Here is a 14,126-nt window from a genome sequence, read left to right on the forward strand (position 1 = left end):
AAGTTGTATTCATTTCCCCTTCTATTCCTATGAAGAGAACTGGACAGGTACCCCTATACAAAAATCCTATTTTTCAATGGCTAAACGAACATAACCATTGGCATCTTCTAATCGGCTCTTCGCTTCTTCATAGCCACAGCCAAGAGTGATCATGACAATGGATGGTTTCACTTCGTTGTTCGCTTTCTTTAAGGTGGATGCTGCGGTTTCTCTATCAGCACCTGTGATGCTTTCAATGATCCCGATCGCCCGCTGTTCAAGCTTGTAATTACTGATATTCACATCCACCATCAGGTTTCCATAGGCCTTTCCAAGCTTGATCATGGCCGCTGTCGAAATCATGTTGAGGACCATTTTCTGTGCAGTACCGGCTTTTAATCGAGTGGATCCGGTCAATGCTTCCGGTCCGGCATCTACTTCAATCGCATGCTTTGCTTCAGCAGAGATTTTCGAGCCTGTATTACAGGACAGGGCAACCGTTGTCGCACCGAGTTCCCTTGCATATCTTAGACCACCGATGACATATGGGGTACGTCCGCTCGCTGCAATCCCGACGACCGTGTCCACCTCTGCCAGCCCTATTTCTTTCAGGTCGGATACACCTAGCTCCTCATCATCCTCTGCTCCCTCAACCGCTTTGACGAATGCTTTCTCCCCGCCGGCAATCAATCCGACCACGACGTCACTGCTGACACTAAAGGTCGGTGGACATTCCACCGCGTCAAGCACACCGAGTCTGCCGCTTGTACCTGCACCTATATAAATCAATCTCCCGCCTTGAGAGATGGACTTCACTACTTCGTCAACCACTTGTTCCACTTGAGGAATCACCGCTTGAACGACCGAAGCGACCTTCTGATCTTCCTCATTCATCATGCGGAGAATCTCACCTGTACTGGCCGTATCGATCCCCAGCGTATTCTGATTCACCTTCTCTGTTGATAATTCAAAAAATTTATCTTCTTTCATAAGTCATTCCTCCTAGAAAATCTGAATGCGTTTTCATTACTTATATTAATATCACTTTTAAAATAATATTTCAATTGTATTTTTAAATATATGAAATTTTATTTTAAAATAGACCGATGTTTTTTGTGGAAAAGGAGGAGAAGTTTTCTAGTTGGGGGGTACATTCATTAAAGTAAACATGGTTGTTTTTTAACAGTAGAAAGTACTGGTTGATTTCCGCTTCAGGTGCTCGCTTTCCGCGGGGCGTGAGTTGAGCCTCCTCGGGCTTTGCCCTGCGGGGTCTCAACTGTCTAGCTCCGGCGGCTAGCCCCTCGAGGTCATAAGCTAAATGGTCCAAGAAGGCAAAAAACGCCTTCCCGGCCCATTCATCTTATGCTTGTCGGGGCTGGGCGAGCCGCCTCCGCTTTTCGTACTTTCCCGCTATTCCCGCAGGAGTCGAGCACCTTCCGCTCCAATCAACTTTCGCAGCATAAAGTTTTTTATATGAACCAATATAAATGAATGTGTAGAAGACAACCTTTAAAAGAAAGCAGTTATCCTTTTAAAAATTAGAAAATCTGTTTTCTTTATATTATTTTTTACTTTGCTGGAAGAACTTGTTTTACATGACAATACAGTCCCGTTAAGAGCAAAGAATTTAACGACAAATAGGAGTTGGAACAAGCTTCCTACTCCTGTTTTTTCTTTATTTCATGTTTGTCTTTCTTTACACCCAGAGGGTCCGTCCCTCAAAAATCGATCTGTGGATCATTTGGAATGTCTGCTGAATCAAGCATACCGGGATGAAAGCCTGGAAGATATAGTTCGCTTTCGGTCCTTCTCAAAGCTCGGCGGGATGGGAAGCTGGCGAAGTGATTCATGGTGGCAGCCGCCCGTTCCCGTTGTTTGGTGATGACTTTTTCAGAACAGTTGATTTCCAACCGCTCACCATTCGTAAACTGGATGTATGTTTTCCCTTCAGAAGTGGATGATGACTCGATATGCTGGCAGAATAACCAGATGCAATCATAGTGTGTTGGGGCCATGGTAGGTATACAATAGATGAACTCTTGTGGGCAAATCATGAGAGGTGTTTTTCGTAAATACTTGGTAGCATGCCGAACGGCTTTGATCCTGCCGTCATATGAAGACCGGTAAGCCATACAGGATTCATCTAAAATCTCCATAATCGATTTTTTGCTGAACGTCTTTCTCCCCGAGTAGTCATAAATGATAGACCGATGGATCCCATCATAAGCAGGACAAATCGCCAAAGTCCTTCGAGTAACCAGCACTTCTAAACCATTCAATCAAAACACCTTCCTTTTCCTTTTTAATAAAGCCCCTTTTATCAGAATCTTCTTATATATGAGACTTTATTACTATTATATACTAATGTCAGGAGATTTCCATTTATATTTGTATATTTTTCGGGAAAAATCTCATAATTTGAGGAAATGGAATATTTCCTGGGAGATAGTGTCGAGAAAAGGAGCTCAAAAATGGATGAATGAGTAGTGAGATCAGATATCATAAGGGATTAAAAAAGCCTCCATTCGATACACGAGTGCATCAAATGGAGGCTTCCTCATTTATTATTGTGCCAAAAGTGATTCAACCACCGAATCAGATATGGCTCCTTCTCCACCAAGAATATAATACATATCGGTAACCGGAGCGAACATAGCAAGAGTATCCATCGTTGTATACTGTGCCTCTTTTGGATGAGTCAATACTACGGGATTCCCTTCTACAGCTGCCAGTGCAGAACCAGCCAGGGCATCAGGATAGTTCTTACCCGTTGCGATGAATGGTGTGGACATGTTCAATTCACCAGCGAAATAGTTGATGATACTGCTATTCGTTTCATAACGGTCAATTCCACTTAAACGTTCATAGTTCATGAACTCCTCAGCCACCATTTCCGGGATGGCTGATTCCCCGCCAATTACGTAGAACTGCTCGAACATGCTCTCTTCCATGTAGCTGCGCACAGAATCCGGTGTACCGTTTTTCTTTGTTAATAAAATCGGCATTTCAAGGGAAGCCGCTATCGGAGCAATGGAAAGGGCATCTGCGAAGCTTTGCCCCGTTGCCACGACTGCACGATCGGTGAAACCTAATTGTTCAGCGATTTTCACAGATGTTTCATAACGATCGGCTCCTGAGATGCGTGAAATCGTCTTGATACCTAAATCTTTCATCTCTTTCTCGACATTGGCTGTAATAACTGATTTACCGCCAACCAGAATCACCTTTTTCACTTTCAAGCGTTTTAGTTCGCCCTTCACCGACTTAGGAAGGGTTGTCGTATTGGTTAACAATAATGGGGCATCTTGGTGATAAGCAAGAGGTGTTGCGCTTAATGCGTCCGGGTAATTACGCCCTGTGGCAATGACCGCTACATCAGATTGCTCCCATCCTTTACTTGAAATCTTCACTGCCGTCTCATAACGATCGGTTCCAAAGATTCGTTCCGTTCCAATATTCGCTTGATCGATCCCTGTAACGGCACTTAAGGCATCCAATCTTCCCCAGCCGGATACAGTATCATATCCCGGAAGCACCAATTCTGCAGGATACGGATACTCATCTTCGTAATAATAACCGTTGCCCGGGTTATCTTCTTCGTCAAACGTAATATCCACAGCTGTTCTTGTTAACACTCTCTCTACTTGAGCCGGCGTTAACCCGGCATCATGGGAAAGCAGTAAACCAGCTACCGCTGCCACATGAGGTGTCGCCATAGACGTTCCACTCATATAGGTCACGTTTCCATCTGGAACCAGACTGGGAATATTCGTTCCCGGTGCAACCAGGTCAATTCCATTTCCAAAGTTTGAGTAGTCTGAAACAAGGTCCATATTATTTGTCGCTCCAACAGAAACAACATACTTTGATGAACCAGGGTAAGAAATTTCTTCCATTCCGTCATTACCTGTAGCCGCTACCACGGTCACTCCATGGTCATCGGCATATTTCAATGCGTACTCAATCACACGGCTATATGACCCGCCAAGACTTAAGTTAATGACTTGAGCTCCGTGATCGACAGCATATTTGATCCCGTAAGCGATTTGTTCTGTATCACCGCTTCCGGATGCATCAAGCACTTTAACGGGAAGAATCTTTGTGTGAGGATTGATCCCTGCCATCGAATAGTGATTATTCGCTTCTGCTGCAATGATGCCTGATACATGGGTTCCATGTCCGTGGTCATCCATCGCATCTGAATTTCGTCCTACAAAATTATAACCGTCATCCTTTAGGACATGATGACTCAGATCTGCCAGCGTGTGGTCCACACCTGTATCCACTACAGCAATGACCGTATCTTCCAGGTCTTTTTCTTTCAAGATCTCCTGAAGCTGTTCGTACTGAATATCGGCATCAGGGGTACCTCCGTTGTCTCCATTATTCTTAAGGGACCACTGGTAAGGATATTGAGCATCGGAAGACAGAGCTTTATATTGTTGGACTGGTTCAACAAACTCGACTTCAGGCAGCTTCGCAATCTCTTTTGAAGTAGCTTTTAATGATGCTGTGGAGACTTTACCAGAAGCGTTTCCATCTACTTCTACTACATACATATTTGAGAAGAAAGAATCGTTCGCCTTTAAAGGGGAAATGGAGTCCACACCCATTGATTTTGTTTTCCCCTGGATACTTGCTGCATCTTTCTTATCTTTTAATTTCACGATTAAACGGGTTTCATCACTGGCAGCCTTAATAGGAGAAAGTCCTGCTTTTGCCAGAATAGTAGAAACCGTTGAGTTCGTCAGGTTTGAAATCCCGACGCTCTTACCTGTGTTCTCGATTTTCTTCTGGATGAACTCAGGAGTTGATTCAAGTGCATTGTTGTACAGATTATTGATCGCTTTTTGATCTTCTTTCGTGATTTTGTATGAACTTGCACTGCCATTGGCTGCAACATCAGTAAACAAATCCTTTAATTGAACAAGATCATGGTAGACACTATCACGCAGTGTTTTACTGAAGACCATTTTTGAACTGATAAACGGAGCCGCTTTGTAATACAGAGCAGACAACTCTTGACCTTTTTCCGTTTTCGCTAAGACCGTTTCACGGACGGTACGTAAATCTCTTAAAATACTTTTTCCATTTTCTCTTTCTTTCGTGCTTAATTCCGCTGGACACTCCTCAGCAATGGCTTCATCAGAAGGAGGTAACGTAATGCCATCATAGCTGACTGTGTACGGAATCGCCATATCTTCAAACTCTTCTTCGAACTCTACATACTCTTCTTCCATTCCATATGACTCAATCTTAATATAATAGGGACCGACCCAGGAAATTGGGAAGTCGATGATCGCTGGTTCATTTTGAAAAGAATAACCCATATATCGATCAAAGGCTCGATTATCGATCGCATTTTCCTGACTGGAATAAACCGTCACATTTAATTCCAATTCTGATTGAAGCTTCATCCGTAAATGGGTAAAATCTTCAATTTCACTTTCAGAAGGATCAACCTTATACCAATGAACGTTTTCAGAGACATCGAATTCCCCATCGACCGGTGTCCCAATCGTCAACGTTCCTTCCTCATGCGGTACACCAGACTCTTCCGCCCCCGCTTCCGTCACGGAAAACTGGCTGAAAATCAACGAAAAAACGAAAACCAAAGCTACTAAACTGCGAATCTTTTTCATGTAGAACCTCCACCAATTTAAAATTAAACTACAGAATCTATTAAAACACATAAAGATAGAATTGGAAATATTTTATATTTTAAGGAAAAATATTGTTTTATGTTACCATGCCTTAACGGGCTATTTTTGAGTACATATTCCTGTATAAAATAATGTAACTTTTCTCCTTCAGACTGGTTTTAAACGTCTGGCTTTATTTAAACAAACGTTTGATTAATTAAACCCATTCCTTTCACAGCAATACTTCAGGCTGTTAAACAATCGTTTAACACACAAAAGAAAGTCCTGGACTATTTGAATATAGTCCAGGACCCTTTTGATCGTTTTCGAACATCTTTACTCCACTAACTTTTCTGCAACACCACTCTCAACCGCACCTTCTCCACCCAATACCATGAAGTGCTTCAATCCGTTTTCCATCACTAAACCTTTGGTCTGCTGAGGTAAGTCATCCTTATTCACCAGCAATAACGGAACCTCATTTATGGCAGCAAAGACAGAACCCGTAAGTGCATCAGCGAAGTCCTGGCCTGTTGCGACTACCGCATGGCTCGTTGGACCTTGGAATTCATTATAGATGGCGGCAGCTGTATCGTAACGCGTGTCACCAGCCAAACGCTCTCCATTTTTAAATGATAACTCTTCACTAATGACCCCTGCCCCTCCAATCACATAGGTGTTCTCTACATCTTGAAGGGCAAAGCCTGTTGCTTCCGGAATGGAATCTGTTTCGGTTAACAGGATTGGATATCCATGTTGGGCAGCATATGGAGCAACGGCCAGGGCATCAGGGAAGTCATACCCATAGGCAACCACTGCCGTTTCTGAATAACCCAATTCATTCGCGACGAAAGCGGCCGTTTCAAAACGGTCACCTCCCCCGATCCGATTCACATCTAATCCGAGATCGTTAAGCTCCGCCTCTAACTTCTCCGAAACGGCTCCTTCCCCACCAAGGATCACCGCATGCTCCGCTCCGAGACGATCGATTTCTTCTACAGTCTCTTTGGATAACTTGGTTCCATTCGTCAGCAAGATCGGTGCTTCCAACTGATAAGCAAGAGGTGTTCCGACTAATGCATCTGGATACTCGTTACCTCTCGCAATGATCACGGTTTCAGCAGACTCCCAGCTTTCTTCTGAGATTTCAGCCGCTGTTTCGTAACGATCCTCCCCGTATAAACGGGCCGTTGATTTTCCAACTGTATCGCTGACCGGCTCCATGACCTTCCAAAACTCGTCGGCCATGGCTTCATATCCCGCTTCACTCGGGTGGACATTTTGCGGGTTCGGCAGCTTCACCTGGAAGTTATCGGCCATCGCCTCTTCAACCGGAACAAATACGCCTCCACCTTGAACGCTCGCTGCTTGAATCGCTTGGTTCAGTCCATCTAAAGCAGGCTTTAACTGTGCCTGGGTTTCTTGTGGCAAGTAAGGGAATGCATTATAGTAACCCATCACATACACCGGTACGTCAGGGTTTAATTGATGGATGATGCCTAAAGAGGTGGCGATGTTTACCCCCACTTCCTGAAGGGCTGCCTGCACTTTAACAGGATCAATTGAAATTCTTCCATCCTTCTGTTCAATCAATTGCAATAAGTCGTTGGCACCTGCGTCCAGTGTGATGGTATCGGCGTCCATGATTTCTTTTTGTAAACCCTTTGCTGGATCTTGTATGTCCGCCAAGACTTGTTTGGACGTATAGCCCGGGACGGCAAAACTCTTGTTAAAATCTACATGAAAGCCATCTTCCTTGAATTCATCGGCCAGGAAATCCGGATATCCCTTACCCAGGGAGTTGTCATACAGCACCCCTGCCGCTAACGAATCTCCTAAAGCCAGATAATCTACATACGTATGCTCTTCTTTCATTTCAGCAAGAGCCATCGTTGGTGTCATCACTAATGCCATTGTCATTGCTCCGGTTAACATTTTCAAAGAATGTTTCAGGTTTTTTTTCAAAGTGGTTCTCCTCTCTATTTTGGCAATCCAATTATAGGTATTTGCCAGAACATTAGGATATTCCTCCTATTTTCAATCGACAAAACCCGCAATCTCATCCTTTTGGAGCAGTTATGTCCCATCCGGCCATTACGCCTGCAAATATTGTAATAAAAATAAACAACAATCCCTATATATTCGAGAACCTTTATAGTGGAAAATAAAATAAAAAAGGATAAGGGGAGTGAAGATCGTAATGAAGATGATCCATAAGTTTCTCGCCACTTACTATTACACCCTGATCCAAGACTGTCTTGATGAAAAAATGAAGGAACACCTAATCCAGAAACTACACTATCATGAATCTAAATTAAGCACCTAGATAGATCTTGCTGTTTTCGTCTACTTTTTATCCTTTTATAATGCCCTTTCTTCATTCAAAAAAAAAAGCCCTCAACCTCAATGGATTGTAGACCTCGGAGAGCTACCCCCTTATAAAATACTTCAATATATAATCGAGCCAGACCTTATTTCCTTTTTCATTAGGTATATTTTCCTCTGTTAAATAGTCCTTTATTTCTTTTTTATTGTAATCCGGCCATGCGTCCCAATGGTTAAGATACACGTATTTTTTCTCTCTGGTGTACTTCTCTAAATCAGCTTCTTCCTGAGGGTAGTAATAGGCACCTGAAATAGGATTGGCCGGTTGGATGATGAAGGTGATTTCAGGATTCTGTTTCTTGAAATCTCCAAGGATCGTCTCAAGATTTTTAATGCGGTTCGACATTCTTATTTCCCCGTTGTCATACAATAAAAATGGTTCCAGCAAGAGAATATCCGGCTTCATATCAGCCAGTGGTTTATGTAGTTCCTCTTTCACAACCTGTTGGGACGTTTTTTCGGCGATTTCTTTCAATGTCACGTTTATCAAATCGTGGCCGTACGTGTCGAGCAGCGCCTTTTCTAGTTCTTTCGGCCACGCCCCTTCCTTCCCAGGAGTAGAAGAAGAGCCAAGAATCATCAGGTGAACGGGTTCATCACCTTCAATTTTTTTCTTAAACGTGTCTTTTAATTCTGGCGGAAGATAATTCAGCTTATCCAGTTTTATCAGTCTCTTCCTTTCTTCCTCTGCCGCTGCTTTTTCTTTCTGCTCTTCTTCACTCACCGCCTGAACGCCGGCTACTTTTTCTGTATGGACGTTAACCTGGACGGCCTCGACCCTTTGATCCCAATGATACTTTCCGCCTGCAAGTGTTGAAAATGTAATCACGCCCAGACCGACTAACAATACTCTCTTCATCTTCATCCTCATCCCCCATAACGTAAAGTCTATGAATCATATGATAGAGGAGATAGAGTACAGAATTTGTATATACGTGTAGATGGCCGTTCGAAAAGTTACGACAAAATAACTGGTTTTATTGGGTGCAAAGCATGAAATAAACGATGATTATAAAAGAGCCTATCTATATAATAGATAGACTCCATCATTCACCTAACGGACAGGCACCAATTCAAACCTATCTTTCTCATGTTTTACCCGGTACACACCTTCTGAAATTTCATGCTCTGTATACTGGGATAACCCATCATGTATGTATACGTCATGATCCAGCACCATCAGAAAATCAGATTTCATCAATACTTCCTTCAAATAGGAGAGCTTTTCTTCCGTTTCGGCACCCTTGATGAAAGAGTAGTTCTTCGATAAGTGCTCATACCTGATCAAGTAGCTGAAATATCCTCCATCATCCGCACTTCCGGGACTATAATAGGTAATCATAGGTTCCGATACCCCTGATGTTTTAATCATAGAAGAATACTCCTTCACGTCGCCCCGGCGCTCAACATGTGCTTCCGGCCGGGTCACCAATACTTCAAGATGTCCGATGTACGGGATTAAGAAACAGACTGCCAACAGGATGCCCGTCACCCTTTTAAATGATTTCACATAGTTAGACCATACATAGACAACCACCGTCATGAGCATGCCGCCTACATACACGGTAATGGTCGACTGATAGCGGTTAAATCCTGCAAGCCTTGACGCCTCGTTCTCAGGCATCAGGTACACATACATATAATAAAGCGAACACATATACAGGACGTAAAAGAGATTAAACAGGAGAAACGACGACACTAGTTCATTAGGCGTATTGCGCTTCATTCTGACGAAGAATAAAAGGGCAATCAGATTGACCACCAGTAAGGCCATCACATGAGGCGATGACATAGGATTCAACGCAGCGTCCAGCATCATTCCATCAAAAGCTGCCAAGAACTCCTCCGATTTCTGAATATCGTTCAGTTTATCCTCGGTAATCGCAAACTTATTATCTCCATAACTCTCACTATAGGCTTGTAACGTATACGTATGCCAAAGCAAACTCACCACTAGAGGAAGAACCAACAACAGAACCAAAGAAGCATAAGGCATGACTTTATCGATTCTCTTTTCAATTCCTTCCCGATGAGAAGCAATGAGTATCCCCAGCATAGCAATCCCATTAAACAGCAGAAAGGTCTTTCCGCTATCTTTCAGTAGGATTAACAAGATCACAATCGGAAGGTTCACGAGCAGCAGTCTTTTCCAATCTTTACGGTAATAATAAGCGATTAAAGGAACAGCTAACGCCACTGACCCCAGAATAATATCCACCAGTAAACTGTAAAAGATTTTCGCATTCACTAATAGGAGTGTAAAGGAAATAACCCAAGGCAGGATGACCATCCATGGCTTTTTCCAGGAACTGAATAGAAAAAGCACTGTTAATCCAGCCATCGTCATGAATCCTTGAGCCATCAATGCCAAACTTTCATGGAATCCTAAAAGATTAAGAAAATAGTAAATAAACACGGCACTTCCAGGCGGATAGTTCTGAAAAGTCACCAGCGTACTGGCATCCGGCAGGCCATCGAGCCTCACAATCTCCTTCACCACAAGTCCCCAGTGGCTGAAATCATCATAGTTTAAAAAGAGAGTCCCCCTCATATAAAGCATGACAAACAGAGCAGATATGGAAAAGAACACGAGCGAAGGATGCAGCAAAGGTTTATAAGAGATCTTTTTAAAAAAGAATAATACGAGATAAATCAAACATAAAAAGAAACCGGAATAATAGATGATATTCGCTGCCAATGGCATCCGATGAAGCAACCCGGCTCCGAATAGCACCGTCGTGACACTTGAAAATAGAAATAAAGGAATAAAAGCAGGATGAACCTTTACCTTATAGAGGAAAAACAATCCCCATCCGGCAAAGGAAAGGAATAACAAGAATAGTAATAGTATAGACGTAAGCATGAGTCCTCCTGATACTTGTAAAACATTAGTAGAATAATTTATTATACCATTCTTCGTTGGGACAAAATCGCCAATCACATAAAAAAGGAATCTCCGACTTTTGGAAATTCCTTTTTATGCTTCATGCAGTTTTCTTCGTTTGTTTCTAAATTTTTCGAAGTGGTGAAGGAAGAGAAAGACATGATAGTAGATAAGCGTAGCAGGAACACTATAGATTGCAAAAAGGAATGTCAATCCAATTCCCTCTGACGCAATGGCAAGAAACATGCCAGGGAAAATGGCTATTAACGAATACATCAATAGTTGGAACAGATACTCGTTTCGTTTTATTTTAAGAGCATCCGTCACTCTATCAATCAGATAAGCACCTAAAAGTCCAAACACAAGGTAAATGGGAATGGAAGGCATGATCGTCATGACAAATCCATCACTAACATTCATATAACAACATTCATATTCTCTCTCTTCAATTGGCGTATACATTGTCCACCCCATAAACAGAGCAAAAAACAGAGGTGAAATAATAGCAGCTAATGCTTTATTATAAAGATCCTTCATCGGACATCACCTAATATTGTTTGATATTGTTTATTTTACCATATCTTTTTGTGAAATAAATCACATATTATACATAAAAAGAACTCCTTTACCATGAACTTGATAAAGGAGTTCTTTTTATTATGACTCAATGACTCTTGCTACTTTTCCTCCACATGTCTTGCAGCTTCCATGAAGGACAATAGTATGATTATCAGAATCCACACTGTAATCAACAATCGTCGTGACTCCGCAAGCCCTACAAAATACATTTCCTTCAAATTTCTCTCGGATATGTGCAGGTTTTTGCAATCCACCTTTTATATGCTAATTCATCCCTCACATTTCCTACCTCACAATAAAATAATCTTCAACAATCCTTCGAAAAAGTCCGTCGAATCGCATTTTCGAACTCCGTTTCAGGAACGCGTGACTTCGCATACCTCTTCGTTACATTAATATCCCTATGCCCCGCCAACTTAGATACTATCTCAAGACTGACACCCTGATCAATAAGATGCTGACAAAATGTATGGCGCAGCTTTTGCGCATTTATATGGAACTTCTTAAGCATATACTGGACCGATCTCTCCGTTAATCGCTCATTCGTTTTGGAAACGAACAGCGCTTCCTGTGGTCGAATAGCATCCATATAATCATTAAGAGAATGCACCACTTCTTCTGACAGAGGAATAATTCGTTGATCCCCATGAGTATCCGAAACCCTTACTTGTTTCGTTTCAAGGTCTATATCCGCTATATTCAGGGCACAAAGCTCCGATACCCGTATCCCCGTATGAAGCAGCATATACACAATCGCTATATTTCTTTCATTTTCACTTTCCCTTACTTCTGATAAAAGTGATTCACATTCTTCTTTAGACAGCGTTTCGATCTCATCCTTTTTGCTTCCTTGTTTGATCTTTATATCAAACGTTATGTCAGGTCTCTTTAAATATTTAGCAAAAGTCCGTATCACACCCAAGATTTTATCCGTGGTGATCGGACTCTTACCTTTCTCTTCTAAAAATAGAATGTAGTCCTGAACATCACGCTGAGTAATGTTTATTAACTCTCTGTGATTCTGTTGAAGCCACTTCTCATATTTCTTAAGCTCCTGATGGTAAGTCGAGATGGTATTTGATGATTTTCCTTCATGTTCAAGCCATGTTAAAAACTGATCAATCGTAGTGCTAGATCCTTGCAAGAGTACCACCCTTTCGAATCAAACCTCTATTTACTATTATCCTAGAACTTATAGATGAAGAAGTCAACTTCTCCGAATGTAGCAGGGTGGAATGCGGAAGGAATGATTCGTTTTTTCAAGTTAGACTTTAAAACAAACGACAAAAAAAGAGTAACCCCTAAGAGCTACTCTTTTTCATATTTGCCTGGCGACGTCCTACTCTCACAGGGGGAGATCCCCCAACTACCATCGGCGCTGAAGAGCTTAACTTCCGTGTTCGGCATGGGAACGGGTGTGACCTCTTCGCCATTGTCACCAGACGAATATTCAATTGAAGGATTGTTCCTTCAAAACTAGATAAAGAATTGATGTCAAGAAAGCCGAATATCGACCAATGTGTTCATTTAAAAATGACTCTTTGTGGTTAAGTCCTCGATCGATTAGTATCAGTCAACTCCACATGTCGCCATGCTTCCATCTCTGACCTATCTACCTAGTCATCTTCTAGGGATCTTACTCACATAAGTGATGGGAAATCTCATCTCGAGGGGGGCTTCATGCTTAGATGCTTTCAGCACTTATCCCTTCCGCACATAGCTACCCAGCGATGCCTTTGGCAAGACAACTGGTACACCAGCGGTGCGTCCATCCCGGTCCTCTCGTACTAAGGACAGCTCCTCTCAAATTTCCTGCGCCCACGACGGATAGGGACCGAACTGTCTCACGACGTTCTGAACCCAGCTCGCGTACCGCTTTAATGGGCGAACAGCCCAACCCTTGGGACCGACTACAGCCCCAGGATGCGATGAGCCGACATCGAGGTGCCAAACCTCCCCGTCGATGTGGACTCTTGGGGGAGATAAGCCTGTTATCCCCGGGGTAGCTTTTATCCGTTGAGCGATGGCCCTTCCATGCGGAACCACCGGATCACTAAGCCCGACTTTCGTCCCTGCTCGACTTGTAGGTCTCGCAGTCAAGCTCCCTTGTGCCTTTACACTCTGCGAATGATTTCCAACCATTCTGAGGGAACCTTTGGGCGCCTCCGTTACTCTTTAGGAGGCGACCGCCCCAGTCAAACTGCCCACCTGACACTGTCTCCCACCCCGATAAGGGGCGCGGGTTAGAATTTCAATACAGCCAGGGTAGTATCCCACCGATGCCTCCACCGAAGCTGGCGCTCCGGCTTCCAAGGCTCCTACCTATCCTGTACAAGCTGTACCAAAATTCAATATCAGGCTACAGTAAAGCTCCACGGGGTCTTTCCGTCCTGTCGCGGGTAACCTGCATCTTCACAGGTACTATAATTTCACCGAGTCTCTCGTTGAGACAGTGCCCAGATCGTTACGCCTTTCGTGCGGGTCGGAACTTACCCGACAAGGAATTTCGCTACCTTAGGACCGTTATAGTTACGGCCGCCGTTTACTGGGGCTTCGATTCGCACCTTCGCTTGCGCTAAGCACTCCTCTTAACCTTCCAGCACCGGGCAGGCGTCAGCCCCTATACTTCGCCTTACGGCTTCGCAGAGACCTGTGTT

The 14,126-nt window shown here is 43.2% G+C and carries 8 protein-coding genes and 2 rRNA genes (1 of these 10 only partly in view); all 10 read right to left on the bottom strand.

Annotated elements, in window-relative coordinates; translation table 11 throughout:
• Positions 1–66 precede the first annotated feature (66 nt).
• A complete protein-coding gene (gene murQ, locus AAEM60_RS20920) occupies positions 67–969 on the bottom strand; it encodes an N-acetylmuramic acid 6-phosphate etherase (protein WP_341357035.1) in 903 nt (300 codons plus the stop codon).
• A 728-nt stretch (positions 970–1,697) separates the two neighbouring features.
• Positions 1,698–2,258 carry a competence protein ComK gene (locus AAEM60_RS20925; RefSeq protein ID WP_341357036.1) on the bottom strand — a complete coding sequence of 187 codons (561 nt, stop codon included), beginning with the start codon at positions 2,256–2,258 and terminating at the stop codon, positions 1,698–1,700.
• A gap of 285 nt (positions 2,259–2,543) precedes the next feature.
• Positions 2,544–5,621: a cell wall-binding repeat-containing protein gene (locus AAEM60_RS20930; RefSeq protein WP_341357037.1), complete on the bottom strand. Its 3,078-nt coding sequence runs from the start codon at positions 5,619–5,621 to the stop codon at positions 2,544–2,546.
• Between the two features lie 336 nt (positions 5,622–5,957).
• A complete protein-coding gene (locus tag AAEM60_RS20935) occupies positions 5,958–7,586 on the bottom strand; it encodes a cell wall-binding repeat-containing protein (RefSeq protein ID WP_341357038.1) in 1,629 nt (542 codons plus the stop codon).
• 463 nt (positions 7,587–8,049) lie between these two features.
• Complete coding sequence (locus tag AAEM60_RS20940; RefSeq protein ID WP_299742735.1) at positions 8,050–8,871, bottom strand: hypothetical protein; 822 nt, start codon at positions 8,869–8,871, stop codon at positions 8,050–8,052.
• Between the two features lie 189 nt (positions 8,872–9,060).
• Positions 9,061–10,869: a hypothetical protein gene (locus AAEM60_RS20945; RefSeq protein WP_341357039.1), complete on the bottom strand. Its 1,809-nt coding sequence runs from the start codon at positions 10,867–10,869 to the stop codon at positions 9,061–9,063.
• A gap of 114 nt (positions 10,870–10,983) precedes the next feature.
• Complete coding sequence (locus tag AAEM60_RS20950) at positions 10,984–11,427, bottom strand: hypothetical protein (protein ID WP_341357040.1); 444 nt, start codon at positions 11,425–11,427, stop codon at positions 10,984–10,986.
• A 349-nt stretch (positions 11,428–11,776) separates the two neighbouring features.
• Positions 11,777–12,613 carry a tyrosine-type recombinase/integrase gene (locus tag AAEM60_RS20955; protein ID WP_341357041.1) on the bottom strand — a complete coding sequence of 279 codons (837 nt, stop codon included), beginning with the start codon at positions 12,611–12,613 and terminating at the stop codon, positions 11,777–11,779.
• Between the two features lie 182 nt (positions 12,614–12,795).
• A 5S ribosomal RNA gene (gene rrf / locus AAEM60_RS20960) occupies positions 12,796–12,912 on the bottom strand.
• A 100-nt stretch (positions 12,913–13,012) separates the two neighbouring features.
• Positions 13,013–14,126, bottom strand: a 23S ribosomal RNA gene (locus AAEM60_RS20965); it runs 1,821 nt beyond the window's last position.

The organism is Rossellomorea sp. y25 (genome assembly GCF_038049935.1).
Lineage (GTDB): Bacteria > Bacillota > Bacilli > Bacillales > Bacillaceae_B > Rossellomorea.

Coding starts and splice junctions, on each gene's coding strand:
- AAEM60_RS20940 (WP_299742735.1), bottom strand. CDS start 8,871: ATGAAGATGAAGAGAGTATTGTTAGTCGGTCTGGGCGTGATTACATTT.
- AAEM60_RS20930 (WP_341357037.1), bottom strand. CDS start 5,621: ATGAAAAAGATTCGCAGTTTAGTAGCTTTGGTTTTCGTTTTTTCGTTG.
- AAEM60_RS20945 (WP_341357039.1), bottom strand. CDS start 10,869: ATGCTTACGTCTATACTATTACTATTCTTGTTATTCCTTTCCTTTGCC.
- AAEM60_RS20950 (WP_341357040.1), bottom strand. CDS start 11,427: ATGAAGGATCTTTATAATAAAGCATTAGCTGCTATTATTTCACCTCTG.
- murQ (WP_341357035.1), bottom strand. CDS start 969: ATGAAAGAAGATAAATTTTTTGAATTATCAACAGAGAAGGTGAATCAG.